30 protein-coding genes are annotated in these 23,187 nt (G+C 67.0%); 8 read left to right on the forward strand and 22 right to left on the reverse strand.

The window, feature by feature from the left end; translation table 11 throughout:
• Nucleotides 1-28: 28 nt before the first annotated feature.
• Together ACYX4P_RS11095 and ACYX4P_RS11100 are read left to right on the forward strand one after the other, a co-directional pair.
• Nucleotides 29-439: a hypothetical protein gene (locus ACYX4P_RS11095; protein WP_404417836.1), complete on the forward strand. Its 411-nt coding sequence runs from the start codon at nucleotides 29-31 to the stop codon at nucleotides 437-439.
• A 133-nt stretch (nucleotides 440-572) separates the two neighbouring features.
• A complete protein-coding gene (locus ACYX4P_RS11100; protein ID WP_476069507.1) occupies nucleotides 573-1,505 on the forward strand; it encodes a hypothetical protein in 933 nt (310 codons plus the stop codon).
• Here ACYX4P_RS11100 and ACYX4P_RS11105 read toward each other — a convergent pair.
• Both ACYX4P_RS11105 and ACYX4P_RS11110 read right to left on the reverse strand, forming a co-directional pair.
• Complete coding sequence (locus ACYX4P_RS11105; protein ID WP_476069509.1) at nucleotides 1,489-2,049, reverse strand: hypothetical protein; 561 nt, start codon at nucleotides 2,047-2,049, stop codon at nucleotides 1,489-1,491. The genes ACYX4P_RS11100 and ACYX4P_RS11105 overlap by 17 nt on opposite strands.
• 145 nt (nucleotides 2,050-2,194) lie before the next feature.
• Nucleotides 2,195-2,521, reverse strand: a complete 327-nt coding sequence (locus ACYX4P_RS11110) for a hypothetical protein (protein WP_404417827.1) — start codon at nucleotides 2,519-2,521, stop codon at nucleotides 2,195-2,197.
• Between the two features lie 106 nt (nucleotides 2,522-2,627).
• Here ACYX4P_RS11110 and ACYX4P_RS11115 point away from each other — a divergent pair, with 106 nt between their 5' ends.
• Genes ACYX4P_RS11115 through ACYX4P_RS11125 form a run of 3 tightly spaced genes read left to right on the forward strand, consistent with a single transcriptional unit; the run spans nucleotide 2,628 to nucleotide 4,175 of the window.
• Nucleotides 2,628-2,816 (forward strand): hypothetical protein, encoded by a 189-nt coding sequence (locus ACYX4P_RS11115; RefSeq protein ID WP_404417824.1) that lies wholly within the window; start codon nucleotides 2,628-2,630, stop codon nucleotides 2,814-2,816.
• A 50-nt stretch (nucleotides 2,817-2,866) separates the two neighbouring features.
• Nucleotides 2,867-3,697, forward strand: coding sequence for a hypothetical protein (locus tag ACYX4P_RS11120; protein ID WP_476069512.1), 831 nt, complete (start codon nucleotides 2,867-2,869; stop codon nucleotides 3,695-3,697).
• 55 nt (nucleotides 3,698-3,752) lie between these two features.
• A complete protein-coding gene (locus ACYX4P_RS11125) occupies nucleotides 3,753-4,175 on the forward strand; it encodes a thermonuclease family protein (protein WP_404417818.1) in 423 nt (140 codons plus the stop codon).
• Between the two features lie 62 nt (nucleotides 4,176-4,237).
• Here the strand turns inward: ACYX4P_RS11125 and ACYX4P_RS11130 are convergent, their stop codons facing one another.
• Nucleotides 4,238-4,636: a GFA family protein gene (locus ACYX4P_RS11130; RefSeq protein WP_472975056.1), complete on the reverse strand. Its 399-nt coding sequence runs from the start codon at nucleotides 4,634-4,636 to the stop codon at nucleotides 4,238-4,240.
• A 286-nt stretch (nucleotides 4,637-4,922) separates the two neighbouring features.
• On the opposite strand from ACYX4P_RS11130, the gene ACYX4P_RS11135 reads away from it, so the two are divergent.
• On the forward strand, nucleotides 4,923-5,672 hold the full coding sequence (locus ACYX4P_RS11135; protein WP_404417812.1) for an alpha/beta hydrolase: 750 nt from the start codon (nucleotides 4,923-4,925) through the stop codon (nucleotides 5,670-5,672).
• A 166-nt stretch (nucleotides 5,673-5,838) separates the two neighbouring features.
• On the opposite strand, the gene ACYX4P_RS11140 is transcribed toward ACYX4P_RS11135, so the two are convergent.
• From ACYX4P_RS11140 to ACYX4P_RS11170, 7 genes are all read right to left on the reverse strand, one after another.
• The gene (locus ACYX4P_RS11140) at nucleotides 5,839-7,056 is read right to left on the reverse strand and encodes a CaiB/BaiF CoA transferase family protein (RefSeq protein ID WP_404417809.1); all 1,218 of its coding nucleotides are present in this window, start codon (nucleotides 7,054-7,056) and stop codon (nucleotides 5,839-5,841) included.
• Between the two features lie 4 nt (nucleotides 7,057-7,060).
• On the reverse strand, nucleotides 7,061-8,281 hold the full coding sequence (locus tag ACYX4P_RS11145; RefSeq protein WP_404417806.1) for an OpgC family protein: 1,221 nt from the start codon (nucleotides 8,279-8,281) through the stop codon (nucleotides 7,061-7,063).
• The gene (locus ACYX4P_RS11150; protein ID WP_404417803.1) at nucleotides 8,184-9,812 is read right to left on the reverse strand and encodes a thiamine pyrophosphate-binding protein; all 1,629 of its coding nucleotides are present in this window, start codon (nucleotides 9,810-9,812) and stop codon (nucleotides 8,184-8,186) included. The genes ACYX4P_RS11145 and ACYX4P_RS11150 overlap by 98 nt, the downstream gene beginning before the upstream one ends.
• Before the next feature lie 38 nt (nucleotides 9,813-9,850).
• Nucleotides 9,851-10,333: a hypothetical protein gene (locus ACYX4P_RS11155; RefSeq protein WP_404417800.1), complete on the reverse strand. Its 483-nt coding sequence runs from the start codon at nucleotides 10,331-10,333 to the stop codon at nucleotides 9,851-9,853.
• Between the two features lie 23 nt (nucleotides 10,334-10,356).
• Entirely contained in the window at nucleotides 10,357-11,685 is a 1,329-nt protein-coding gene (locus ACYX4P_RS11160) for a tetratricopeptide repeat protein (protein WP_404417797.1), read from the reverse strand.
• Nucleotides 11,686-11,962: 277 nt separating this feature from the next.
• Nucleotides 11,963-12,247, reverse strand: a complete 285-nt coding sequence (locus ACYX4P_RS11165) for a hypothetical protein (RefSeq protein ID WP_476069517.1) — start codon at nucleotides 12,245-12,247, stop codon at nucleotides 11,963-11,965.
• Nucleotides 12,248-12,458: 211 nt separating this feature from the next.
• Nucleotides 12,459-13,454: an alpha/beta hydrolase gene (locus ACYX4P_RS11170; RefSeq protein ID WP_404417791.1), complete on the reverse strand. Its 996-nt coding sequence runs from the start codon at nucleotides 13,452-13,454 to the stop codon at nucleotides 12,459-12,461.
• Between ACYX4P_RS11170 and ACYX4P_RS11175 the strand changes: the two genes are divergently transcribed.
• Both ACYX4P_RS11175 and ACYX4P_RS11180 read left to right on the forward strand, forming a co-directional pair.
• Nucleotides 13,348-13,701 (forward strand): DUF3182 family protein, encoded by a 354-nt coding sequence (locus ACYX4P_RS11175; RefSeq protein ID WP_476069519.1) that lies wholly within the window; start codon nucleotides 13,348-13,350, stop codon nucleotides 13,699-13,701. The two genes, ACYX4P_RS11170 and ACYX4P_RS11175, sit on opposite strands and share 107 nt — an antisense overlap.
• Nucleotides 13,698-14,456, forward strand: coding sequence for an alpha/beta hydrolase family protein (locus tag ACYX4P_RS11180; protein WP_476069521.1), 759 nt, complete (start codon nucleotides 13,698-13,700; stop codon nucleotides 14,454-14,456). The genes ACYX4P_RS11175 and ACYX4P_RS11180 overlap by 4 nt, the downstream gene beginning before the upstream one ends.
• A gap of 195 nt (nucleotides 14,457-14,651) precedes the next feature.
• On the opposite strand, the gene ACYX4P_RS11185 is transcribed toward ACYX4P_RS11180, so the two are convergent.
• The 12 genes from ACYX4P_RS11185 to ACYX4P_RS11240 form a co-directional block, all read right to left on the reverse strand.
• Nucleotides 14,652-15,293: an LPD7 domain-containing protein gene (locus ACYX4P_RS11185; RefSeq protein ID WP_476069523.1), complete on the reverse strand. Its 642-nt coding sequence runs from the start codon at nucleotides 15,291-15,293 to the stop codon at nucleotides 14,652-14,654.
• Nucleotides 15,290-15,775, reverse strand: coding sequence for a type IV secretory system conjugative DNA transfer family protein (locus ACYX4P_RS11190; protein WP_476070257.1), 486 nt, complete (start codon nucleotides 15,773-15,775; stop codon nucleotides 15,290-15,292). Before ACYX4P_RS11190 ends, ACYX4P_RS11185 begins: the two co-directional genes overlap by 4 nt.
• On the reverse strand, nucleotides 15,676-16,629 hold the full coding sequence (virB11, locus tag ACYX4P_RS11195; RefSeq protein WP_476069525.1) for a P-type DNA transfer ATPase VirB11: 954 nt from the start codon (nucleotides 16,627-16,629) through the stop codon (nucleotides 15,676-15,678). The genes ACYX4P_RS11190 and virB11 overlap by 100 nt, the downstream gene beginning before the upstream one ends.
• Entirely contained in the window at nucleotides 16,629-17,756 is a 1,128-nt protein-coding gene (virB10, locus tag ACYX4P_RS11200; RefSeq protein WP_476069527.1) for a type IV secretion system protein VirB10, read from the reverse strand. Before virB10 ends, virB11 begins: the two co-directional genes overlap by 1 nt.
• Complete coding sequence (locus ACYX4P_RS11205) at nucleotides 17,753-18,562, reverse strand: TrbG/VirB9 family P-type conjugative transfer protein (protein WP_476069529.1); 810 nt, start codon at nucleotides 18,560-18,562, stop codon at nucleotides 17,753-17,755. Before ACYX4P_RS11205 ends, virB10 begins: the two co-directional genes overlap by 4 nt.
• Complete coding sequence (locus ACYX4P_RS11210; protein ID WP_476069531.1) at nucleotides 18,559-19,242, reverse strand: VirB8 family type IV secretion system protein; 684 nt, start codon at nucleotides 19,240-19,242, stop codon at nucleotides 18,559-18,561. The genes ACYX4P_RS11205 and ACYX4P_RS11210 overlap by 4 nt, the downstream gene beginning before the upstream one ends.
• A 291-nt stretch (nucleotides 19,243-19,533) precedes the next feature.
• Nucleotides 19,534-20,025, reverse strand: a complete 492-nt coding sequence (locus ACYX4P_RS11215; RefSeq protein WP_476069533.1) for an XRE family transcriptional regulator — start codon at nucleotides 20,023-20,025, stop codon at nucleotides 19,534-19,536.
• Between the two features lie 79 nt (nucleotides 20,026-20,104).
• The gene (locus tag ACYX4P_RS11220) at nucleotides 20,105-20,746 is read right to left on the reverse strand and encodes an NrsF family protein (RefSeq protein WP_404417781.1); all 642 of its coding nucleotides are present in this window, start codon (nucleotides 20,744-20,746) and stop codon (nucleotides 20,105-20,107) included.
• A 43-nt stretch (nucleotides 20,747-20,789) separates the two neighbouring features.
• Nucleotides 20,790-21,269, reverse strand: coding sequence for a YHS domain-containing (seleno)protein (locus ACYX4P_RS11225; protein ID WP_404417778.1), 480 nt, complete (start codon nucleotides 21,267-21,269; stop codon nucleotides 20,790-20,792).
• Between the two features lie 90 nt (nucleotides 21,270-21,359).
• Complete coding sequence (locus tag ACYX4P_RS11230) at nucleotides 21,360-21,995, reverse strand: NrsF family protein (RefSeq protein ID WP_476069536.1); 636 nt, start codon at nucleotides 21,993-21,995, stop codon at nucleotides 21,360-21,362.
• Nucleotides 21,985-22,527, reverse strand: a complete 543-nt coding sequence (locus tag ACYX4P_RS11235) for a sigma-70 family RNA polymerase sigma factor (RefSeq protein ID WP_404417772.1) — start codon at nucleotides 22,525-22,527, stop codon at nucleotides 21,985-21,987. The genes ACYX4P_RS11230 and ACYX4P_RS11235 overlap by 11 nt, the downstream gene beginning before the upstream one ends.
• A 370-nt stretch (nucleotides 22,528-22,897) precedes the next feature.
• Nucleotides 22,898-23,137: a response regulator transcription factor gene (locus ACYX4P_RS11240; protein ID WP_404417769.1), complete on the reverse strand. Its 240-nt coding sequence runs from the start codon at nucleotides 23,135-23,137 to the stop codon at nucleotides 22,898-22,900.
• Nucleotides 23,138-23,187 lie beyond the last annotated feature (50 nt).

Below are 23,187 nucleotides of genomic sequence, written 5' to 3' on the forward strand. Positions count from 1 at the left end.
TTGCTGTTCGCGTTGTTCAGCCGCCGTCATGGCCCAGGTGGGGACTGCGGGATCGGGACTGTCGAATTACCCCGGACGGGAGGTCGGCGACAGCTCCTCGTTCGTCGTCACCGCCGCCAGCGTCGCCGCCACGAAGGCGTCGAACCTGTCCGGATCGCCGAGCGCTTCGCGAGCGGCCTGCCCCCAAGTCGGATGTTCCTTCTCGCGCGTGTCGAAGGCGCGGGTGCTGGACGCGGTGATCGAGGCCGTCAATCCGGAGGAGGCGGGGCGCATCGCCGGGTTCAAGAAGGCGGACATGGCCGAGGCAGCCGAACGGCTGGTGGAAGGGGAGGGGTGGCTTCCTGTTCCCTTGCGGACGGTGTCGGATGCGGCCGAGCCGGAGGATCAAGACCCTGAGGTGTCGCATGACGACGACGCCTACTCAGTCGCCGCCGAATAGCGTCGCACCCCCGTCCGAAAACTCGCCGCGCGCCCTTTGGGGGCGCGCGGCTTTTTCTTGCGCTCTGCGCTCATGCCGGGCCACCTGATCGACAGAGCATGATCATGCGAGGCGGACAGGTGTGGAGGTGATGATGTTCGAAGCGGTCAGCGAAAACGTGGGCCCGCTTCGCGTGGTGATCGACACCAATGCTTTGACCAGCGACGAACTGCGGGCCTTCCTATCCGCGTCCAAGGCGAACCGGGCAGTTCTCCCCGACTACGTCGTGATGGAGCGGTTCAAGCCGGATAACCTTCAGGCCCTGCGCGACGGCTTCTCGGTCCTGAAGCCGTTCGCCGATCAGGTCGTGATCCTGAAAAGCACCGGTGACGTATCGCGCCTGAACCCGGACCACGAAATCTTCCCGGACGCGATGATCGACACCGATCAGACCGAGGCGTTCGAGGAGTTCTTTGAGCTCCTGGACCACGCGCTCGACGGCGACGAAACCCTCCTTGGTCAACTTCGCGAACGCGCCGGATGGGCGCAGGCGCAGATGTCAGTGGTCCTCGCCGGCTCCTCCAACTTCTCGGCCGATCTCGCCGAGTTCGAGGCCTTCTTCACGGCATCCGATCTCGCTCACGTGCGTCGCGGCGGGAGGCTCACGCCCGCCATGCACGACAAGTTCGACACCGCCGTTAGCGCGGTGGCTCATTCCGTCTTCCAGAATGCACCGGGTCCACTCGACTATCCGCGCGACGAAAACTGGCCACATCACTTCATTCTGCGAAACGCCTTCTGTCACGGCGTCTACATGCTGTCCTTCATCCAGCGCGGTATCGGCGCTCGCAAACCCGAGAAGGCGCGCAACGACGTCGTGGACGTCCTACTCGCCACCTACGGCACCTATTTCAACGGGGTGATGTCCAACGACGATCTGACAAACCACGTCCATCACATCAGCCGCTTCCTGCTGGAAGCCGACGGCGTTCCGCTGTCGCCGGACTACCTTCAGCTTTTGTCCGAGGCGTCAGGCCATGAACCGGCGATGCCCGACGAAGGTGCCCCGGCTAGTGAAGGCGCTTGAACGCCCAGAGATGGCCGTAGAGCTCGGCCAGCTCGGCGGCCTTGGCCGTGGAGAATCCTCGCGCGGCCAGAAGGGGCCGAAGCTCGGCTTCCGGCAGCTCCTGGCGGCTTTCACGGACCAGTTCATAGAATCGTTTCCAATCGAGCGGATGCAGTGAGGACGTGTTCGCGAGGAGGGCGAACCGGTCCAGGAGGGCCTTATTTCGCGGGGACATCTTGAACCGATCGGAGCCGAACCGTTCGATCCGAAGACGGTATCGGGTGGACTGACTCCGGTTCAGCACCGTCAGCAGTGGCGACACCAAACCTCGGGCTGCTTCGCAATAGACCGCGTTAGTCGGCGGATCGGGGTTCCAGCGCTGCGCGCGCATTTCGACGGCCACCCCTCCCGCCGTGTCCGGAGGCGCCAGAAGTTGAAAACCCAACGCCCAATGCGGACCGTCCCGCCGAAGCCGAAAGTTCACGGCGTCGAAGCCGACCGTGCTCACGGCGTCGCGATGGTGTTCGACATCGAAACGCCCGGACGCCCGACCGATGTCGGCCATCTGGCTGAGGAAGACGCCGCGATCACCGCTGACGGCGATATCTATACCGGGAAGCCAATCAGAGATCTCAGTATCCATCTTCAAGCTTTGCGACCCCAGCGGCCTCGATCACGTTCAAGGCCAGCCCCAAGCGCGACCCACCGTCTCAGGACAGCCGGGTGATATTGGCCACATAGCCGCGCAAAGACGTCGGCATCGTCACCTTACCCCAGTAACGAGCGGCGGCGGTGGACACCTTTCGAATGACAAGGGTGTCGAGACTGGCGTCAAGCCCGGCGACGACAGTTCTGCCGACAGCATCGATATCGTCCTGGGCTTCGAAGAGGATGAAGGAGGTCGTTTCCTCCCAATAGCCGGGATCGAAGGCTGTGACGGCGTCGTAGATGGATTGGCGACGGACCGTGTCGGCGCCTTTCGAGGTTGAGCGATCCGTCGAGACCTTGAAGCTCAGCCAATAATTCACGATCGCCATTTTCAGCCTCCCGAACGAACGCCGAGACAGGGCTGGCGCAACACGTATATGGATGTGGCGAAGCTATGCTGCAACCGCAAGTCATTCGAGTTAGGCCCTGATATCCATGCGCGAAGTCATCTACGAAAATCGGGACGCGACCGTCTGGTGCGTGACCGGCGAGGACGGCGCCCAGCACTGGGAGACAAAGGTCGGCATCCAGCGGGTGCTTCCGTTCGAGACCGAGGAGAAGGCATTGGCGCATGTTCGCCTGTGGGAGGGCGAAGCACGGCATGATCGCCTGCACCGGCCATGACCAAAGCTCCGAGCAAGGCGGGGAAGTCTTCGTCTGGCGCGCCGCCGAGCGTGGCCTACGAAGACTGCATCGTCAGCTTCACCGATGTCCTCGGCTTCCGGCGCCTCCTCAAGAGCCGCGAGGCGACGGAGGTCATGGACGTTCTGAACCAGATGCAACTATTCAGGCAGTCGGTGGACGACGACAAGCCTGTGAAGGTCAAGGACGCTCGCCTGACAAGCCGGCCGTTCGCGTTCGCCATGTCTGACGCCATCGTGCGGGTTCGCCCCTACAACACCCAGTATCGCGACGGGGCCCTGGTCTGGGAGCTTTTCGATCTGGTGCATGCCCAGATCGAAATGGTGAACCGGGGTGTTCTTGTTCGAGGGGGCATGACCGTCGGACAAGCCTACATCGGCTTGAAGGGGCAGGGTCCGGTGTTCGGTCCGGCGTTGGCCAGAGCCTATGAGATCGAAACCGACGAGGCCGTCTATCCGCGGATAGTCGTGGATGACGCACTGCTTGAAGCACATCGCGCCGACAAACGGCTCTGGATGTCAGGCAACAGCTATGCTGACGAAAAGAAGGCGGTGGCTGGTCTGCTGGCCACTGGTGACGACGGCATCCGCTATATCGACTATCTGGCGCAGATCGGCGAGTTCGACAGTCCGGCGCATTATCTGGAGTTTTTGGGACGGCACGCGGAACTGATCCGCAAGGGGCGGGAAGAGACGAAAACCGACCGGCGGACAGCCCGAAAGTTCGAATGGCTGGCCCGGTATCACAATGCCCAGGTCATTCTGCAAAAGAAGAACGTCCTAAGCTCCGCGGAGCGTCGCCAGTCCTTCTTCGAGGAGTTCGACGTCGATGCCGAGGACTTCTACGACGAAGTGGAAGTCTGACTTGGGTGAACCTGACCCCGAGCTAGCCAGGGGCTACATACTTCGGGTCGGCGGTATGATCGCGGCGGCGGTTTGCGTTGCGGGCTGCGGCGTGGACCGGCAGCCGACGATTGAGGGACGCGCCACGGTCATCGACGGGGATACGCTGGAGATCCAGGAACAGCGCATTCGGCTCTGGGGTGTCGATGCGCCTGAGAGCCGGCAGTCGTGTCGGCTGGAAGGTCGCGACGTCGCCTGCGGACGCACCGCCGCCAACCGGCTCGATCGATACCAGCAGAACCTGGAGCAGGGCGGGAAGTGGATTGGCGAAAGCGATGACGACGGCTTGGTGATCTGGGATCAATCCCAAATCCTTGACTACGAGATCGACGTGGTCACGGAGGCCGCGCAAGATCTTCGCAAAGCTTTCGCCCTTGCGCTTTATCACCATTGGGAGCGCTCTGCGCGCGGCTGGTCCAAGGCCGATAAAGCGCTGTGATCGCCGCGCCATCTCTAGTTTGCGGACTGGAGCCAAGGGCTGCTTGTGGCGCAACGGTGACGTTACGCATGCCGTTCGCGAGAGTGCTGCGGTCTATCGAGGGCGCAAAGCCACGGCTCGCGACGAACCACCCAAGATTCGTACTGCGGCTCGAGCATCCCCGGCTCATCCAAGCTGCCAAGGGAGATTTCCACCTCATCCCCGTTGATCGCGATGACACGTGATCCGCAATCGCCGCAGAACTGTCTGTCATAGCCCGGCGAGCTAAGCCAGCTGCGCGGTTTGCCGATCACCTCGACAACCGCGGCTTGAAATACGATGAATGGGTTGAACGCAGCCGCGTGAGCCTTTCGGCAAGTCATGCAGTGGCAGAGTCCGATCCGCAGAGGCTCGGACCGAGCTTCGAAGCGGATTGCGCCGCAGGCACATCCTCCAGCAAGTGGTATCGATCCTTTCAGCATGACACTGCAACGCCGGCTCCGTTCATCCGATCCGCATCGGTTGGCTTGGCGGCCTGACTTGCAATCTTAAGGCCGGAACGTCCGAAAGTTGGAGATTTAGGAATGTCTACCCTTGGCGTATTGCGGATGTCCGACGCCGCAAACTAAAATATTCGCAAGCCGGCGCTTCGATGGCCGGGCAAGGGCTGATCGACCGATCGCTGTTCGGGCGCAGTCAAGAGAGATATCAATATCTCTCGGGTCGCGTTTGGGGGATCGGATGCGAAGTAAGAACCTGCCGATAATCGTGACAGCGATTTTCTCGCTCCTTCTCCTGGGCGGCTGTTCGCAGTTGATCCGCGACCGAATCTACTTTCCCTCGCCTCTGGCCGCGACGCCGTCCTGGGAGCGCCAACCCGAGCCGATGACCGTGACGACGGCGGACGGGCTGACGCTGAGGGGGCTCTACTGGGCGCCCCAAGGCGAAGAGCGCGACGTTGTCGTCTACTTCCACGGTAACGGCGGAAACCTCCATCGCGACGGCGCCTACGCCCAGGCCCTGGCCCGGAATGGACATGGGCTGCTGATGACCAGTTACCGGGGCTATTCCGGCAATCCGGGCAGGGCGACCGAGGCCGGGCTCTCGGCGGACGCCGATGCGTTCGTGGCCGAGGCGTACGAGCGCCTGCCGACGGGTGGGAAACTCTATGTTTTCGGTCATTCGCTCGGTGGCGCGGTCGCTCTGGGGGGAGCCTCCCGGTGGCCCGTGTCCGCCGTCGCCACTCTGGGGACGTTCGGCGCCATCGCCGACTTCGCGCCGGGGTGGGTTCGCGGCGTGATGCCTGATCGCTTCGATAACCGTCAGGCGATCGCGCGGATCACGGTTCCCGTCATCCTGTTCCATGGAACCGCGGACACCACGGTGCCCTTCGCGGCTGCAGCGGAATTGAGGGCGGCCTCGAACGGTCACGCCATGGTCGTTCCGCTGGAGGGCGCGGGTCACCACCCCGACATGCAGCGGTTGGCTCCGCTGGTCTGGGAAGCTCTGAAGAACTGACCCGCCGCCAGGCCCACTTTTCGACGCGCGCGGGCGCTGGAAGTCAACCGCCCACAGGCGCGTCGATAGGCGCGCACGCCTTGCGACGCCCGCCCAGGTCAAGCCGCGTTGTCAGATGACGCCCCTGCCATGACGCCGGCGGCTCCCGACCAACCCGCGTGAGCCGTCATCGCTCACTTCCGTCGCCAGTCTCTAGGCGGGAGAGCTCGACTTGTATCTCCTCACTGTGCTCGCCGAGATGCGGCGGAGGCCGATCGAACCGCACGGGCGTCGCCGACATCTTGAGGGGATTGCCGAGCAGTCGCAGGGGACGGCCGTCGGAGCCCGACATCTCCACCACCATGTCGCGCGCGAGCGTATGGGGGTGATTTACGACCTGATCGATGGTCGCCACTCGCCCGGCCGGGATTTCGGCGGCGACGAGGCGGCGCTCCCAAGTCTCGGCCGTGTCCGCCCTCAAGGCCGCGGTCAGGACGTCGTCGAGTGCGTCGATATTGGCGACCCGATCCCGGTTGCGGCGGAACCGCTCATCATCGGCGAGTTCAGCAAGACCGATCGCGGCGCAGAAGCGACCGAACTGTACGTCGTTGCCGACGGCGATTGCAATCTCGCCATCAGCCGTCCCGAAGGTCTGGTAGGGCGCGATGTTCGGATGCCGGTTGCCGATCCGCCCGGGCGTCCTGCCCGATACGAGATGGTTCGTGGCCGCATTGATCAGCCAGGCGACCTGGCTGTCGTAGAGCGCCAGATCGATATACTGGCCCTCGCCCGTGCGGTCGCGGTGCCGAAGCGCGGCGAGAATGCCGACCGTCGCGTACATGCCGCACATGACGTCGGCGACGCCGACACCGACCTTGACCGGTCGGCCTCCGGCCGCATCGCTGTCGCCGGTGATGCTCATGAGGCCGCCCATCGCCTGGACGAGGAAATCGTATCCGGTGCGGTCGGCATAGGGCCCGGTCTGTCCGAAGCCCGAGATCGCACACCAGACGATGTCCGGCTTGATCTTGCGCACGTCATCATACCCCAGACCGCGTCGGTCGAGGTCTCCGGGCTTGTAGTTCTCGACGACGACATCCGAGACGGCGACGAGGCGCTTGACGAGGGCCCCGCCCTCCGCCGTCGTCAGGTCGATGGCGATCGATCGCTTGTTGCGATTGGCGGAAAGAAAATAGGCGCTGAGGTCGCTGTCGGCGCCATCGGCGCGCGGAACGAACGGCGGTCCCCAGCTTCGCGTATCGTCCCCGACGCCGGGCCGTTCGACCTTGATGACGTCCGCCCCGAGGTCCGCCAGCAACTGCGTCGCGGTGGGGCCGGCCAGGATGCGGGACAGATCGAGGATTCGCAGCCCCGACAGGCTGGCGGGTGGGAGGCTGTCCGTCATCGGCTCAGGCCTTCCAAGGCATGGCTTTGAATCCGCGCACGAGATAGGCCGTGCCGATGACGACCGCGAAACCCGCAAGGTTGCCGAGGGCCTCCAGAAGGACGCTCCGGCCGGTGGCGTCGAGGGCGATTCCGATCGCCTGCGCCAGGACCATGCTGGTCACGAACACGGCGAGAGACTGCTGGCCGACGACGCTGATCACACGCACGGCGAGGCCCTTGAGACGCTCGCCTCTCTCGCCGACGACGTAGACGGCGATGTAGGCGAGGGCGAGGAAGTGAACGAGCCGCAGGGCGCCGAAATCCGTCTTGTCGGTGAGCGGCGCCAGGGCGGCGGCGGCGGAGCGCAGGAGCGGCTGGGCGTTCAGGAGGACATACCAGGCGAACGGCACGGTCGCGACGACGCACAGTATGGCGAGAGCGAGGACGCGCCGGCTCCTGCCCGGCGTGGGGACGGTCCCGCGCATGATGAAGAAGCCCGTGAAGAAGAGCAGCTGCCATCCGAACGGGTTGAGGAACCAGGCCCTGTCGGACCAGGGCTCGGCCGGCAAGCTCGCATATCCGAATTGAGCGGCGGCCCACAGGACAGCCATGAGCGCGAACGGCAAGGCGCGGTGGACGCGCTCTGCGAACACCATCACCGGGAGCAGCGCCAGGATGACGATGTACATCGGCAGGATGTCGAAATAGTTCGGCACATAGGTCAGCGTCAGCAGGCCGACGAGCAGCCTCGCCGGATCCTCGACGAACGGGATCAGGTTGAGCCGGCCGAGATAGGAAACGCCATCGGGGGTGGTTCCCGCGACCGTCACAAGGGCGACGACGGCGATGAAGACGATCACATGGGCCCAGTAGATCTGCCAGATGCGCTGGACGACGCGGGCGATCAGCGCCGTCGCGCCGTGGCGATCGAAGGTCGCGCCGAAGGCGATCGCTGACGCCATGCCCGACAGGAACACGAACATCTCCGTCGCGTCGGAGAAGCCGAAGCGTGCCGGAATCCACAGGGCCCATCGGTCGTTGGGGATGTGCGCGACCAGGATGATGAGCATGCCGACGCCCCGGAAGAAATCGAGGCGAGGGTCGCGTGCTGGTCTTGAGGCGCGCGTTTGCGGCGCCGCTTCCGGGTCAGAAGGCGCCGTCATAGCCGGCGACATCGAACCGGCAGGCGATGAGGGTGAACGCGTCGCGAAGGGCGGCAGCCTCAAGCGCAGAGCGTAGGTCATTGGAATTCTCCACGTTGACGCCGTGACCGCCGAACCCTCTGGCGACGGCGGCGAAGTCGGTTTCGCCGAGCGTCACCCCGGCGGTCGCAAGACCGGCGGCGGCCTGTTTGATTTCGATCAGCGCGAGGCTGCGATCCTGGAAGACGACGATCGTCAACGGCAGGGCGAGGTCGCGGACCGTGGCGAGCTCGCCGATCCCCATCTCGAGGCCGCCGTCGCCCATCACCGCGAAGACCCGCCGGGATCGATCCGCCGTCTGGGCGCCGATGGCGAGCGGGAGAGCCGCATTCATGGTGCAGAATCCCGCCGACTGAAGGAGGGTGAGCGGATTTCTGGCCTTCCACTTCTGCGACAGGAGGATGCGATGGGCGCCGCTGTCGACCGTCACGATCGCATCCGGACCGGCCGCGCTGTTCAGGAGATGGACGATCGTGTGCGGGCCCCAGAGCGCCTGCGGCGAGAAGAGGCGAAAGAGATCGACCTTGGCGCGGGTCGGCTCATCGTTCGTCCACGCGCCGCGCCTGCGGACGGCGTTGTTCAGCCCGTCCAGGAACGCCTTGGTCGAGGCCGTCACCTGAATGGCGGCATGGTGCATGCCGTGGTCGGGAGGTGAACGGCCGACTTCGATCAGCTTCCACGGATCGTCGACGAAATCGAGCCAGCCGAGGCGCATTTCGATCGGGTCGTAGCCGATCAGGAGGAGCAGGTCGGCTTGGCTCGCCAGATCGAACAGGATGCGGTCCGCCAGTGGCGAAAGGCCGGCGGCGCCGAGGGAGAGCGGGTGATCCTCCGGAATGACGCCCTTGGCCTTGTAGGTCGTCACGACCGGAGCGTTGATCGCCTCCGCCAGCTGAAGGAGCGCGTCGCCGGCGCCATCCCTCGCCGCCTCGAAGCCGGCGATGATCAGCGGTCGCTTGGCTTGGCCGATCCGCTCGGCGATCCTGCGGACCGCCGGATCTGTCTCGGTCACCGACGGGGTCAGGACGACCGGCGGCTGGACCGCCGCCTGCGCCGGTACGGTCGCCGCCGCGGTCGCGGGCGACAGGTCCAGATGAACCGGACCCCGGGGCTCCGTCATCGCGATCGCGATGGCGCGCGCGACAGTCGAGGACGCGCTCTCGGGCTCGACTTCGAACGACGCCTTGACCAGGGGCCGCAAGAGCGCGGCGTGGTCGATGACCTGATGGGTGTAGCGCGCCCGGGTCGCTCGATCGACGACGCCCGACACGACGATCAGGGGCGCCCGCTCCTGGGCGGCGTCGGCGATGCCGTTGACCGCATTGGTCAGGCCCGGGCCCACCGTGGTGACGAGGAGCTCGGGATGGCCGGTCATGGCGCTCGCGCCAGCGGCCATGATCGCCGCCGCCGTCTCGTGACGGGCGAGATGGAAGGCGATGCCGGCCTTGCCGAGGCCGTCGATAAGCGTGACGACCTCCCCGCCGGGCATGCCGAAGGCGTGGCGCACACCATGCGCGTGGAGACTGGCCGCGACGATGTCGGCGACCCTTGGGGGCGTGCTTCTAGCCGGCATGTGGAAACGTCTCGAAGGTCGGTGCGCGTTGACGGCCGTTATCGCTCGAGGAAGCGAACGACGTAGGCGACGATCAGGCCGAACAGGAGGTGGCCGACCAGCGAGGCCCAGGTCAGGGTGACGAAGCCCAGGAAGGGCGGCAGGCCCGCGAACAGATGCGCCATCACATAGAGGGCGAAGATCCAGAGACCCACCCCGAAGCCGGCGCCGGTCAGGGCGACGGGCAGGCCGGGGACGATCAGGCGCTGAAGCGGCCGCGCGATGAAGAGGTAGCCGAGCGGATAGAAGACCACCCCGACGACGGCATGGATGGCCTCGGCGACCAGCGTGTTGTTGAAGCCGAACACCGATTGCACCAACGCCGCCGGCTGGAGCGGACCGCCCACCCAGAGCGGCGTGATCAGGCGCGCCCAAATCTCCCAGACGATGTCGGCGGCCAGGCCGGCTAGCAGCGCGGTGCGGATCAGCTTCGGCTGGATCTGCGGGAAGAGGCTCGTCTTGTTCATTTCCATCGTGGTCATGGAAAACTCCTTGAAATGGGGGCTTAGGCGGAAAGGCGCCGGTTTTCGGGGCGTTCGATCAGCTGGAACAACCGGTCCTCCGCCTTGAGCCGCTGGCGGACCTGACCGATCCGGGAGACGGCGGCGCCACCCGCGCTGCTGCCTGCGGCCCTGGCGAGCGCGAGCACGAAGACATCGCGCTGGGCGTTGCTGCCGCCGATCGTCGGCAGATTGGAGATCATCCGGTCGATGACCTGACGGTCGGCCGGTGCGTCGAACCCGGCGAGTACCCGCGCCATCGGCGCGCCGATCTTCGCGGCGACCCGCGCTTGATCGCCCTGGCCGAGCGCCTTCCTGTCGAGCTCCGCAACGAGCGTGCTGACGCCGCCGAGATCGCCGACGGCGACCATGGCCGCGAGATTGTGGAGCGCGGCGAAGATCAGGGTCGTATCCTTCCGACGCGCGTGAGCGACCTGCGCCAGTTCCGTCCAGCGGTCGCCGACATGGACGCCGGAATGCTCGAGCCGCCAGAGCAGCGACACCGCATTCGCCATGTCACGGAAATCGTCCGTCGGCTGCGGGCGGACCTCGTCGTCGTAGATCTGCAGGACCCGATCGTGGTCGCCGCGCTCGAGGTGAAGCAGGCCGAGATGCCAGGCCATGTGGAACGAGAAGTTGTTGCAGCGAGACCAGGCGTCGCGGCCGTTCTCGAGCCAGTCGATCCCGTTCGCCGTATCGCCCCGCATCTCGAACACGTGCGAGACCGCATGCAGCCCCCAGGCGTCTTCAGGCTGGATCGCCACAGCCTGCTGACCGAACCTCAAGGCGTCGGCGTAGAGACCCTGCTCTTCGAGCGAAAACGCATGGCAGCCGAGGACGAATCCGGCTCCCGGCGCCGTCACGTCGAGGTGAGCGACAGCGCGCCGGCTGCTGGTGAGCATGCCCGCCTGATCGCCGGCCATGAATCGCAGCGACTGCGAAAGCTTGAACGTCAGGAGCGTCGCCGGGCGGGCTTCAGAGCCGTGGTCGAGACTATCGGCCGCGCGGAGGAACTCGCCGGCGCACGCCGCGGCCAGGGCGTCGACAAGGATACGCTCGTCGGCCGAGCCGCCATGCTTGATCACCAGCGCCGTTCGCGCGTCCACGAGCGCGGCCTGGGCGACGGGGTGAAGTTCCGATCGACCCAGAATGAGGTTGGCGAACCCTTTGACCGCATGAGCCGCGACATGATCCGGGTCGGCCGCCAGCGTGGCCTGCAGAGCGGCGCCCGTGCTCGGCCGGTGCGCCGCGAGGCCGAACACCGTGTTCTCGAACGCGGTCTGCGCCACCCGACTGTCGGTCGTGGTGAAGAGGCCGTAGCAATCGCAGTTCATCCCGTCGCTCCGTAACGAAAGCGGCCTTCTCCCCGAGGTGCGAGGACGCGACCGACAATGCGTTTTCGTGAGCGGCGCGCTTCCCGTTACAGCGAAGTCTGCATTTTCTTGTGGTCGGGCGCGGGCGGGCGTCTTTCCGGGCCGGGCACGGGGGCGCCTTTTCGAACGGATCAGGCGCCTGACGCCACAGGGCCTCGGTCGTGATCCGCAGCTGTGTGATCGACGCGGCCCTTGCCGCCGTCAGGCGGGCGAGCCTCGCTCGGTTGCGCCGTCGGACCTAATGAAACGAAGGTTTGGTCGCGCCGGGAGCGAGGTCCGTCATGTCCAGACTGGCCACCATGTCGTCGATCTCGGCGTGCAACTTGTTGAGGTCGAGGCCGTCGAAGCGGGTCTCCGCCGCCTCGCGCCAGGCGAGGCGCAACAGGTCTCTGGCCTCCTCCGCGTCGAGATCGTCGAGATAGGCCAGACCGCGTTCCGCCAGCAGCCGTCGCGCGACGATGCCGGCCCTCCGGGCGAGGTCCTCGTAGATCTCCGTTTCCTCGTCGGTCACGTCTTCGGCCACGATGGTCTTCCGGGACGGCGAATAGGGGACGGGCCTGGAACTTCTGCGAGGAAGCCCGGGGTTTCGGAGCCGGCCGCCGCCGACGTCAGAAACGTCCCCCGGCTCCCGGTCGGTCCCTATCGATCCGGAACCCGTCTCCTCCAACCTACAGGCTGTAGGGACGCAGGCAATGCCGGGACATCGGCGGCGGGGCCGACGCATGCGGCCGTCGTCAGACTGCGGCGCGCTTCAGCTCGTCGGGAGAAGGGGCGCGGTCGAGGCGGACGCCGAGCGCATCGGCCATATCGACCCTGTAGGCCTCGGCGAACCTCCGGCTGACCGTCGCACGCGGCGCGACCAGGTCGAAGGCGTGGAAGGCGCCCTGCGCGACGTGCAGCCCACAGGCGACGCCTTCGGCCTTCAGCCGGGAGGCGTAGGCGAGGTCTTCCTCATGGAACAGGTCCTGGTCGCCCACGCCCAGCCACGTGCGGGGAAGGCCCGCGAGGCTCGTCGATCGCGCCGGCGCGGCGTAGGGCGAAACGGCTCGCGACGGATCTTCGGTCCGCAGATAGGCCGCCCAGCCGAAGCGATTGTTCGCCGGACTCCAGAGCGGGTAGGCTCGCCCGTCGCCGGCCTCGCGTTCCGCGGTTCGATCGTCGAGCATGGGATAGAGGAGCAGTTGGAAGGCGATCGACGGCCCTCCCAGATCCCGCGCGGCCAACGCCAGTCCGGCCGTCAGACCAGCTCCCGCACTGCGTCCGCCGACGGCGATGCGCTCCGGATCCAGTCCCAGTTCGAGCGCCGAGCCGTGAACCCACTCCAGCGCGGCGAGGGCGTCGTCCAGCGCGGCGGGATAGGGGTGGGTCGGCGCGAGGCGATAGACGGGCGCGACCACGACCACGCCCAACGCCTTGCAGAGGCTCAGGCTATGGGCGTCATCGTCCTCCGGCCGACCCAGAACAAAGCCGCCGCCGTGAAGCCACAGGATGGCGGGTCGAGGTCCGACTTCTTCGACAGGACGGTAGACCAGCAGGCTCACCGCGCCGCCGTCCGCACGCGGTGCGCGCGCCCACCTTCGCTCCACGCCGTCGTGCACCCGGTCTTTGCGGAAGGAGAAGACGGTGCGGAGACGCTGGACGAGGCCGACCATCCTCGGACCCAGCCGCAGCTTCGGGAGCCAGGCGGCCACCCCTCGCAGCTCGGGATCGAATCTCTCTTCGACCTTCATTCTGGACGCCCGGAATAAACGGGGGAACGCGCCTGTCGTCCGACCATCGCACCGTCTCGGCGGAGCCACGGGCGCGGAGCTCGCCGCCCTGGAAGCCTTCGCCAAATCTCCGCAGCTGAGCGCGGTCACGACGGCGACGGTCGAGATTTACGGCGTCGCGGATACGCCGCCGGACGCCGTGATCTATTTCAAGGGTACGGATCCCGTGGTCGGCCCCATGACCAAATACGCGGCGAGGATCGGGTGAAAGGCGCCAAGGCGGTCGATGAGGGACGGGTCGATCTCTCGGTCGAGGGACAGAGACTGACCGGAACTCTGCTCCAGCCGGAAGCGCCGGTGCCCGGCCTGCTCTTCGTGCACGGCTGGGGCGGAGATCAGGAGGAGGATCTCGGCCACGCCGAGGAGCTGGCTCGCCTCGGGTGCGTCTGTTTCACCTTCGACCTCAGAGGCCACGCGGGCAGCGGCGCCAGTCGCGACGACGTGACCCGACAGGACGGCCTGGACGACGTCAAGGCGGCCTACGACTATCTGGCCTCTCAACCCCTCATCGACCCTTCCGCCATCGGCGTCATCGGCACCAGCTACGGAGGCTATCTCTCCGCGCTTCTCACCAGGGAACGCCCGGTCCGCTGGTTGGCCTTGCGTGTGCCGGCCCTGTATCCCGACAGGGACTGGGACGTGCCCAAGGCGAAGCTGAACAAGGATGAGGTCGCGGCCTATCGGAAGCGGCTCCGATCTCCGGATGAAGACAGGGCGCTCGCCGCCTGCGCGGACTTCGACGGTGATGTTCTGATCGTCGAATCCGGGGAGGATGACCGCATCCCCACAGAGGTGATCCTTTCCTACCAGGCGGCATTCAAACAGGCGAGTTCGTTCACCCACCGCCTCATTCCCGGCGCGTCCCATGCGATGCGAGACCCGGCGCACCAGCGGGTTTACTCGACCATGCTGATCAACTGGATCGAAGAGATGGTTCGAGCCAGCCGCCGTGCCTATCGCTGAAGGCCGCTCGCCACGACAACCCCCTGAACCTGGCGCAGAACGAGAAGGGAGGCTGGGCTCGAGGCCAGCTTTGTCTCACCTTGGAGCCGAGGCGGTCTTCATGCTTTCGTCTCGCCGGAAAGCGATGTCAGCGCCTCCTCATAGATCAATGCCGCCAGCCTCGGCGCGGGCAGACAGGTTCGCCTGTGGCCGACCCTATCGCTCTCGACGCCGCTCTGCTCCCCGGCTCGTGTGGGTATCGCGGCGGGGGGTCTGTTCCGTCTCCGATCGCGCCCGGGACCACGCCCTCTCCATAAGCCGCGCCTGGGCGGCGGGATCGGCGATCAGGGCGCGGACCACCACGGCCGCCATCTCCAGCCGACGTTTGACGGCTTCCGGTGAGAGCCTGATGTCTGTGTTTCGGTTGGGGCGCCGTCCGGCGGTTCGGTCTGGATCGTCATTGGCGGCCTGGCGATCACGTTCGGACGGCTTGTAGCCGGCGACCTCGAGGCCGAGCGTCCGTCCCTGAACCCAGACCTCGCGGCGGAAGGCTTCATCACCCGAGACCCTGATCCGCGACCATCCCCGATGCTGTGCGATCCGGAGCATGGAGGCGACCGAGTCCGGGTAGGCGTGGAACGAGGACAGTGCACGGCCATGATCCCGGAACACGGGTTCGGCGGTCTTGTGGTCTCGGTAATAGCGCTCCGGTCGCCCCTGCCGATCCCGCTCGATCAGGTACCGGTCCAGAAGCTGGGCGGGAACGTCGCCCTTGTCGAGGGAGCGTCGCTCCGGCGCGACGTCGCCTTGAGGAGCTAGACGGTTGTTCGGAGGGGCTTTCGCCGGCTGCCGGGTCATGTGTTGCGCTCCCGCTGTTCGGAGGCAGGCGTCGCCACAACCCGATCCAGCCAGACCTGCACCTCGGCCTCACTGGCGCCGGGCGGCGGCGGCGTCAGACCCTCCGCGGTGAATCGGCGAACGATGCTGTCGAAGTCCATGTCGGTCGCCTCTGTCGACAGGGCCGGCAGGCTGGGCCCGGTCACGGCCGGCCGAACAGGAAACGGCGCAGTCGCGATCTCGGGGGGCGGGCGCACCCGCGCCATGAAGCGCCTGTCGCGATAGAAGACCAGCTTGCGCCCGCGGGTCGGCGACAGTCCGGCCTTCAGGACGATCAGCGCCTTCGAAGAGAGCTGCATCAATTCCTGGGGCAGCATCAGTGCGCGTCTCTGGTCGGAGTCGGTCAAACTGCGTCGGCCCTGACCGAGGCCGATCGGCCGGCTGCGGCTGCGGGCCCGATAGGTGTAGTATCGTCGCGCGGCAGATCGCGGCCGCCTTCGGATTCGCGCACCAGAAGCGTCAGTTGCTCGAACGCCAGGGTGGCGGAATCGGCGTGCACCGTGGTGATCGAACCGGGATGGCCGGAGTTGACATTGCGCAGGAAGAAGAAGGCTGTCCCGTCGCGAAGCTCCTGAAGGAGAATTCGATCCGGCCGCATCCGCAACGCGCTTTCCAGCAGCGCCTTCGGGCCGACCTTGGCCAGGCCCTGACCGTCCTTGGAATAGAGCAGATGCACGACGTTGCGCTGGGGCAGGACCAGCTCGCGCGTGTCCTCGATCGTCAGCAGCCGTTCGTGCGCGGGAATGAGTTCGACCAGGCCCTTGGCGAAGGTCGTCTTTCCTGAACCCGTCGCGCCCGAGATCAGGATGTTGCGGCGGCTCTCGACGGCGAGCCTGAAGAAGCCGATCCAGTCTCCTGTCTCGCGCAGGCGGATGAGCGCCGCGTCGGTCTCATCCATCTCCCCGCCGCAAACGCTTTCGGCCGCGTCGAACAGCCCCGCCGCCTGAAAGTCCTCCAGGCCCATTCGCCTGCCGGAGGGCTTCCGGATCGTCAGGGAGACGGCGCCGGCGGGCACGGCCGGGGGCAGGACGATCTGACACCGGGCGTCGCCCGGCAGGACCGTTGAACAGATGGGATGCTCGGCGTCCACGTCCTGTCCGGTGTAGGCGGCCGCCGCCACCGCCAGGGTGCGGAGCCAGCTCTCCGTCAACGCCGGCACGGCGTGCCAGCGCCACCCGTCAGGGTGTTCCACCCCGACCTCGCCCGGTCGGTTGACCACCACCTCGGTCACCGTCTCCGGCGCGAGGAAGGGGCGCAGCGGAGCGAGATAGTGATCGATGACGGAGGTGTCCCGCATCACCTCGGCCGCAGGCGATAGACGTCCGAAAAGTCGAGGTCCTGCGCCACAAAGATCGACACCTCCGACCCCTGCGCCTTGCGCAGGGTCGGTCGGATGCCGACCGAGCCCTGCAGGGCGACCGACGCCGCGTCCGACGGCGCGCGGGCGGCGGATGGAAAGGATGGGCCGCCCCCGGTCGCCGCAGAGGCGGCGTCGTCGACGATCGACAGCAGGAGTGCTCCGCCGAACCGGTCCCAGAACCGATTGTCCACGGCGCCATCGAACCCGGCGCGTCCCAGGGCGTCCGCGGCCGGCGAGGCGAGGGCCACGGCGACACCCGCGGGCGTGACGGCGCGCGTCCAGAGGACGAACAGGCGGCCACGGCCCGGCTCAACGCCGCCCTGATATTCTCCGAGAACCCGCGTCCCCCGCTCCAGAAGGACGACCGCGCCGCTTTCTGAATAGACGTCGCGCGAGACCACGCAGCTGACGAAACCCGGGGTCGAGCTGTCCATCGCCGTCTGAAGGGTACAGGGGACGCTGGCCCCCGCCGTGAGCAGGAGATGACGATCCGGCAGACGCCCGGCCCTCGCCGAGGCGATCGGGCTGACCCGTCGCAGCCTGTCGAGCGCATGGTCGGCGTCATCGGCGCCGGCCGCGGGGACCGGGGGGCGGACGGCGGCCGGTCGATCGCCGGCGCCCGGCCGGCTGTAGGCCAGAAGCGGGGCGCGCTGGGCGCTTTCAGCGATTGCGCGCCTCTGCTCCTGCGGCGTCGGCCCGTCCGTCGCACCGCCACGCGGGTCGGTCTCGATCGCGGGGATCTGATCGTCCTCGTCCCCCAGGGTCGGCGCGAACGGATCGCTTCCGGCGGTCTCCAGCAAGGGCGGCTCCAGCCGACGCGCCGGCTCGAAGGGCGCCAACTGGCGAGGAGGGGTGTCGTCCGGTTCGCGATCGCGCTCCCGCGCATCGCCGCGGTCCCAGGTCGCGAACAGGAAGACGCCGCAACCGGCGGCGAGCGCCGCGAGGGTGATCATCCGGCCCTGTCGACCACCGAGCCGGCCGGCGATGGGGGATATGCCCCGGTCCCGCAGTGGCGTCGGCGGCTCCGGAGCCTGCGCGGGCGGGGGCGGGGTCTCGGCGGTCATGGACGCTCCCCCGCCACGGTGCGATCGACGGCGGGAGACGCCGTCCCGGTGCCGGTGGCGCGGCCGCGCGGATCGAAGGCCTCGTTGAAGATGCAGAGGACCGCCTCGCCCTGACGCAGTCGCAGGCCGGAGACCACCCCGTGTACGACCACGAACTCGCCGCGGACATCATAGGGGACGAGCCGCTCGGTCCCGTCGGCGGAGACCTCGAAGACGGCGGGCGCCGGCTGGGCGCCCGGGAAGCGCAGCACGGTGAACCGCCCGTTGTCCGTCACCTCGCTCGGCTGCAGGCTGGCGTCGCCCTGCACGGAATAGGCGAGATTGCGCGGCCCTTCGAGGGCGCCGGCCTGGAGTTCGAGCCCGACAAGCCGCGCCTCCGCCGCTTCGGCGGACGCGGCAAGCGCCGCCGCCAGCCGATCGCGCTCGTCGTCGGGATAGCGGAAGCGGATCTGATAGACCGTCTGCGCCGAGCGTTCCTGCGCCTGAAGCTCGAACACGTAGTGACGGGCCACCCCGTCCCGTTCGGTGACAACCAGAAGATTGGTGGACTGATGCCGCTCGCGCGGCTTGAGAAAGAGAACCGAGCCCTCGGCGGCCACTTCCCAGGCCACACTGTCGCCGATGGCGGCGTGGCGGATGGCTTCGTCCGGCGAAAAGATGATCTGGGTCGCCGTGCGGAAGGCGCCCGAGACCGTATAGATCCCGTCCGGCGCATAGGTGAGCTCGCGGATCCGATCGGTCTGCGCCAGGACTGGGCTCGCCGTCGTCGCAAGGACGACGGCGAGGACGACGGCAGGGATCTTCATCGGATGACCTCCGGGTCGGCGCGATAGGATGTCACCTGAAAGCCGAGCGGATTGCGCAGCCGGTCCGCCTCCGACATCGGCGCGCGCGTGTAGGCGAAGGCGATCGTGGCGATCCAGTCGCTTTCGGCGACCTGCTGGGCCTGCCGCACCGTCCGGCGAAACCGGACGTTGGCGACGCTGTCATTGATGAAGCCGATCGCCCGTATGGAGACCACGGCCTCGCCGTCGCGCCCGTAGAAGTTCTGAGGACTGTCGGGATTAGAGCCGCGGTAGAAGTCGGCCCAGCGGCGTTGCTCGGCCGGACCCGACAGGATCGACACCTGGCGGTAGGCGTCCTCAGCCGCGGGATCGAGATAGCCCTCGCGGCCTCGCACATACTGGCCGAGGAAATATTTGCTGACCGCCTCGTCGTAGCGAACCGGTCCGTCATCCGCAGAGAGGCCGCGCACCACATCGACCGATCCCGTGGTCCGGTCGACGCGGATGACGAAAGGCTCGCTCGTCTTGAGCGGTGTCAGAAAGCTCACCGCCACGGTCGCCGCGACCGCCAGCGCCGACGCGGTTCCGGCCGCCGCCCAGGCCAGGTTCCGGGACCGGAAGGCGCTGGCCAGGCGATCCTGATCCCAACGGCGCGCCTCCGCGAAATAGCGCTTCAACTCGCTCGAGGGTACGCCGGTCATGCGCACCCTCCGGAAGACGGCGCCGGCTCTGCGTCAGCGGACGGCGAGGGCGAGGGCCGGGCCGCTGAAGGCTCGAGGATGGTGCCGTAGGGATTGGCGGGACGGCGATGGCGCCCGTCGCACACCGGCGGCGCATCCGTCGGTCCCGTGGCGCATTCGTGCTGGCGGGTCGTGAGTTCATCCCCGATGGGTGTCGGAGCCGGGGCGTGTTCAAGGCGCATGCCGCCATTCCGGCAGACCTCGCGACGGGCGACCATCCCTGAGATTCACGGCCGGGATCACACGGTGGGATCAGGGCTCCCGATCGCTGTCTTCGCGCGTCGGCGCCACCAACCGCTGGCGTCGTTCGTCGATCCAGGCCTGCGCCTCCGCCTCTCTGTTGATCGCCTGGTCGGCGAGCTCCCTCAGCGTCCTCGTGAAGGCGTTTATGATCGTGCGGCCGTCGAGATCGGCAATCGCGTCCCCCGTCTCCTCGTCAAACTCCTGAAGGACGATCGTGAGGATGGTCGCCAGCTTGTTGTCCATGCATCGGACGGCGAACTCCGGGGACCCCAGCGCCAGCGCGGCGATGATCGCATGGGGATCGCTGTCGGTGACCTCGGCGAACCGATGGATGCGCTCGAGATTGATCCGACCCGCTCCGGCCTCGAAATGCTCATAGGACCGGACGGCCATGTTCATTCGGCCGGCGACGTCGAGCGTCCGGAGTCGACGGCGCGACCGAATGAGCCGCAGGCTGGAGGACAGCACCGCGCGGGATACGGGGAGGTCGCCGCTTTCCATCTTCAGGTGGCCAGACGTGCTTCACGGGGGGTCGCCGGGCTCATCAACCGGACGAACCCGACGGACGCCATGCGTGAGTTCACCACCGCAAGAGCGTGCGCCCGGCCAGGAACCCCACAAGCGCGGCCGCCGCGACGCCAAGGGAATACCAGGTGGCCACGAACGCCAGAGAGACCTCCGGGCAGAAGAAGAAGCCGTAGGCTGCGGCGGCGATCGCGCCTGCCGAGGCCCCGAGCGCCGCCCCGGCCGCCCGGGGCCGGACGGGGGCGAATTTGCGCATGGCGTAGACGAGCAGGGGGGCGGGGAACAGAGTGACGATCAGAATGTTGCGGCCACAGATCGTCCAGGTGTCGCCCAGCCAGATGGCCAGACGATCAGCCGGACGGGTCGCCACCAACTCGATCGCGCCGGCGGACCCGCCGATCGCCAGGACGAGCAGGAGCATCGCGGCGGCGCCACGCGCGTCGACCCCGGGACGGCCCAGGTGCGACGCCAGGCGGAGAGACGCCGCCGCCAGCGCCAGCACATACAGCTCCTTCAACCACAAGCCGGGCGGAGGATGGATGTCCAGGTGGCCGACCCCGAAGATGGCGGCCACGCCGATCATGGCGGCGATCGCCGAGCCGACCACCGGCCAGCCCCAGATCCGCGTTCGAGACGCCGCCCTGAGATCGGATGAAAGAGCGTCGATGAGGCGCTCGGTCGTGAGAGTTGTGGTCATGGGATGGGACAGATCGAGGAGGAAGACCGGCGAGCGCGCGGCGTCACCGCCGGGCTGCACCACGCTGTGCAGTCAGGACCCGGGGCCAGTTCGCGCGACCCCGCACGATGGAGGCGGCGCGATCCGCCTCCCACAGCGCCTTCGCCTGCGCGTTGAAGTTCAGGAACAGCTGGCCATCGACGATCCGCCATTGCAGCGGATCCCCGGGCGCCAGGTAGTTTCGACTGACCGCCCAGGCGCAGTAACCGCCGAACTGGGGCGCATAGGTTTGCGGCGCAGCGCGAAACCGCGCCAGATTGGCCGCGCTGGCGAACCGCCAGGTGGCGCCGTTCCAGCGCGTGGAGTGTGCGTCAAGACCTCGCCTCGGGCGTCCCTCGGTGAAATAGCTGACGGTGTCGTAGCCGCGCAGGGCGAGCCCGGCTCCATCGACGTCGATGGCCGGAGAATCCGCATGCGCGCTCGATGCGGCGAGGGGGACGAGCGTGGCGCAGGCCGCGACGAAAAGCAGGGAGCGACGGTTCATGAGAGCCTCGGTAGGGAACGGTACCCCTCATTCGTCTCCGCCGCCGGATCGGTTACAGGATCGTCTGTCCCGGCCGCTTCGCCCGAGACATCACCAGCGCAGGGCGAACCGCCCCGCGATGCCGCCGCACACGCCGGCCGCGGCCACGCCGAGCGTGTACCAGGTCGCCACGAAGGCGGCGGTCGCCTCATCGCAATGGAGCACGCCGTAGGCCGTGGCCGCGAGGCCCCCGGTGACGAGCCCGAGAGCGACCCCGGCGGCGACGGGACGGGTCGGCGCGAGCTTGCGAGCGGACAGGAAAACCAGCGGCCCCGCCAGCAGCGAGACCATGACGATGTTGCGGCCGCAGACCGTCCAGGTGTTGCCGAGCCAGGTCGAGAGTCTCAGATCCGGGCGCGTCAGCGCGATCTCGGCGCCGCCCCACGCCACGGCGAAGGCCACGATCAGGACGAGGGCGATCACGGCGCGCCGGGGATCCGTTCCCGGCCGCCCCAGACGGGTCGCCAGCCAGACCGACGCGGCGCAGAGGCCCGCAGTATACCCTCCCTTCACCCAGGGGGTGGGGGAGCCGAGCGCTGTCAGAAGGTCAGGGCGTATGTCGAGCAAGAGGGCCACGGCCAGAACCGCGATGGCCGCCGCCACGCCGAGCAGTCTGGAGTCGAGGCGCGCCATGCCGGTCGGTTCGATGCCGGCGGCAAGGGCGTCGATGAGGTCGTCAGTCTTCATGATGCGCCACGCTGGCGGAGAGGGTCTTCATCGATCGATGCACGCTGACCTTGGCCGCACCTTCCGTAAACCCGTTGCGGGCTCCAGCCTCCGCCAGACTGTAGCCGCCGATACGCACATCCTCGATCAGACGTCTTTGCCGTGACGGCAAGATGGCCATTACCTTCGTCAGATCGCGGCGGATGGCCCCGTCCTCCACAGTATGCTCCGCGAAAAGGATCGAGACATCGTCGATCGGGATGTCGGACCGGCGGCTCATCCTCCGGAAGTGGTCGATCAGCTTGTAGCGCGCAATGGCGTAGATCCACGCCGTCGCGGGAAGGGTGCGATCATAGGTGCCTCTCTTGGCGTGGATCGCGATCAGACATTCCTGGACGAGATCCTCGACGTCCGCATCGCGACCGATCAGCCGCTGCTTGAAGAAAGGAGTCAGCACGGCGCGCAAGGCGATGAGGAACATCCGCCAGGCGTTGGCGTCACCGTCCAATCCCCGCAGCATATCCGCTTTGAGTTCGGCTTCCTTGTCGATCAAAGGGCGATCCATCGTTCGTGCTGCACGCGCAAGCGATTGTTCGTTCCACCAAGGCAAAGGTTACACACGGGATCGAAAAAAATAGATTTGCTTGCGAACGGCCGGGACTTCGCCCGCCTTTCAGGGCGCGCAGAGACTGCGTCCCGGGCTTTCGCGCGAGGTCTTCGGCAGGCTCTCGATGGCGGTTCGCGCCGGGTTCGACAGGCGATCATCCCGGCGCTAGTCTGACGTTCGGCGGGTTCGGGGACAGCTAGGCGCTGATCTTGAGCCAGGGGACGCATCGCGTCGGCGGCGATCAGCGCTGAAACTCCCGGCTTCCTCACAGAAGTTCCAGGCCCGCCCCCTTCTCCTCCGGGCCGGGACGGGACCATCATCCGATTTCCGGATCGATCAAGCCTTCCCTCACGGCCACGGCGACCGCCTCTATCCGGGTTCGGACTCTCAGTTTGGCGCAGGTCTTCTCGAGGTAGCTGTCCACGGTTCTCGGAGAGAGTCCGACGATCTGGCCGATGTCGACGGAGCTCTTTCCCCGGCTGACCCATTGCAGACATTCGGCCTCCCGCGCGCTCAGGAGAGGTGTGGGTCGAGCCCCTTGAGGTGCGCAGTCCATGGTCGTTCCCTAAGTTGTCCGGCGCACGTTGGGAGGGAATCGCGTTTGAG

This window comes from Brevundimonas sp. ABV4_179, from assembly GCF_056311945.1.

Excerpts from the sequence above, each read along its gene's own strand:
- ACYX4P_RS11095 (WP_404417836.1), top strand. The coding sequence starts at position 29 with ATGGCCCAGGTGGGGACTGCGGGATCGGGACTGTCGAATTACCCCGGA.
- ACYX4P_RS11100 (WP_476069507.1), top strand. The coding sequence starts at position 573 with ATGTTCGAAGCGGTCAGCGAAAACGTGGGCCCGCTTCGCGTGGTGATC.
- ACYX4P_RS11105 (WP_476069509.1), bottom strand. The coding sequence starts at position 2,049 with ATGGCCGACATCGGTCGGGCGTCCGGGCGTTTCGATGTCGAACACCAT.
- ACYX4P_RS11110 (WP_404417827.1), bottom strand. The coding sequence starts at position 2,521 with ATGGCGATCGTGAATTATTGGCTGAGCTTCAAGGTCTCGACGGATCGC.
- ACYX4P_RS11115 (WP_404417824.1), top strand. The coding sequence starts at position 2,628 with ATGCGCGAAGTCATCTACGAAAATCGGGACGCGACCGTCTGGTGCGTG.
- ACYX4P_RS11125 (WP_404417818.1), top strand. The coding sequence starts at position 3,753 with ATGATCGCGGCGGCGGTTTGCGTTGCGGGCTGCGGCGTGGACCGGCAG.
- ACYX4P_RS11130 (WP_472975056.1), bottom strand. The coding sequence starts at position 4,636 with ATGCTGAAAGGATCGATACCACTTGCTGGAGGATGTGCCTGCGGCGCA.
- ACYX4P_RS11140 (WP_404417809.1), bottom strand. The coding sequence starts at position 7,056 with ATGACGGACAGCCTCCCACCCGCCAGCCTGTCGGGGCTGCGAATCCTC.
- ACYX4P_RS11145 (WP_404417806.1), bottom strand. The coding sequence starts at position 8,281 with ATGACCTACGCTCTGCGCTTGAGGCTGCCGCCCTTCGCGACGCGTTCA.
- ACYX4P_RS11150 (WP_404417803.1), bottom strand. The coding sequence starts at position 9,812 with ATGCCGGCTAGAAGCACGCCCCCAAGGGTCGCCGACATCGTCGCGGCC.
- ACYX4P_RS11155 (WP_404417800.1), bottom strand. The coding sequence starts at position 10,333 with ATGACCACGATGGAAATGAACAAGACGAGCCTCTTCCCGCAGATCCAG.
- ACYX4P_RS11160 (WP_404417797.1), bottom strand. The coding sequence starts at position 11,685 with ATGAACTGCGATTGCTACGGCCTCTTCACCACGACCGACAGTCGGGTG.
- ACYX4P_RS11170 (WP_404417791.1), bottom strand. The coding sequence starts at position 13,454 with ATGAAGGTCGAAGAGAGATTCGATCCCGAGCTGCGAGGGGTGGCCGCC.
- ACYX4P_RS11185 (WP_476069523.1), bottom strand. The coding sequence starts at position 15,293 with ATGACCCGGCAGCCGGCGAAAGCCCCTCCGAACAACCGTCTAGCTCCT.
- virB11 (WP_476069525.1), bottom strand. The coding sequence starts at position 16,629 with ATGCGGGACACCTCCGTCATCGATCACTATCTCGCTCCGCTGCGCCCC.
- virB10 (WP_476069527.1), bottom strand. The coding sequence starts at position 17,756 with ATGACCGCCGAGACCCCGCCCCCGCCCGCGCAGGCTCCGGAGCCGCCG.
- ACYX4P_RS11205 (WP_476069529.1), bottom strand. The coding sequence starts at position 18,562 with ATGAAGATCCCTGCCGTCGTCCTCGCCGTCGTCCTTGCGACGACGGCG.
- ACYX4P_RS11210 (WP_476069531.1), bottom strand. The coding sequence starts at position 19,242 with ATGACCGGCGTACCCTCGAGCGAGTTGAAGCGCTATTTCGCGGAGGCG.
- ACYX4P_RS11215 (WP_476069533.1), bottom strand. The coding sequence starts at position 20,025 with ATGGAAAGCGGCGACCTCCCCGTATCCCGCGCGGTGCTGTCCTCCAGC.
- ACYX4P_RS11220 (WP_404417781.1), bottom strand. The coding sequence starts at position 20,746 with ATGACCACAACTCTCACGACCGAGCGCCTCATCGACGCTCTTTCATCC.
- ACYX4P_RS11225 (WP_404417778.1), bottom strand. The coding sequence starts at position 21,269 with ATGAACCGTCGCTCCCTGCTTTTCGTCGCGGCCTGCGCCACGCTCGTC.
- ACYX4P_RS11230 (WP_476069536.1), bottom strand. The coding sequence starts at position 21,995 with ATGAAGACTGACGACCTCATCGACGCCCTTGCCGCCGGCATCGAACCG.
- ACYX4P_RS11240 (WP_404417769.1), bottom strand. The coding sequence starts at position 23,137 with ATGGACTGCGCACCTCAAGGGGCTCGACCCACACCTCTCCTGAGCGCG.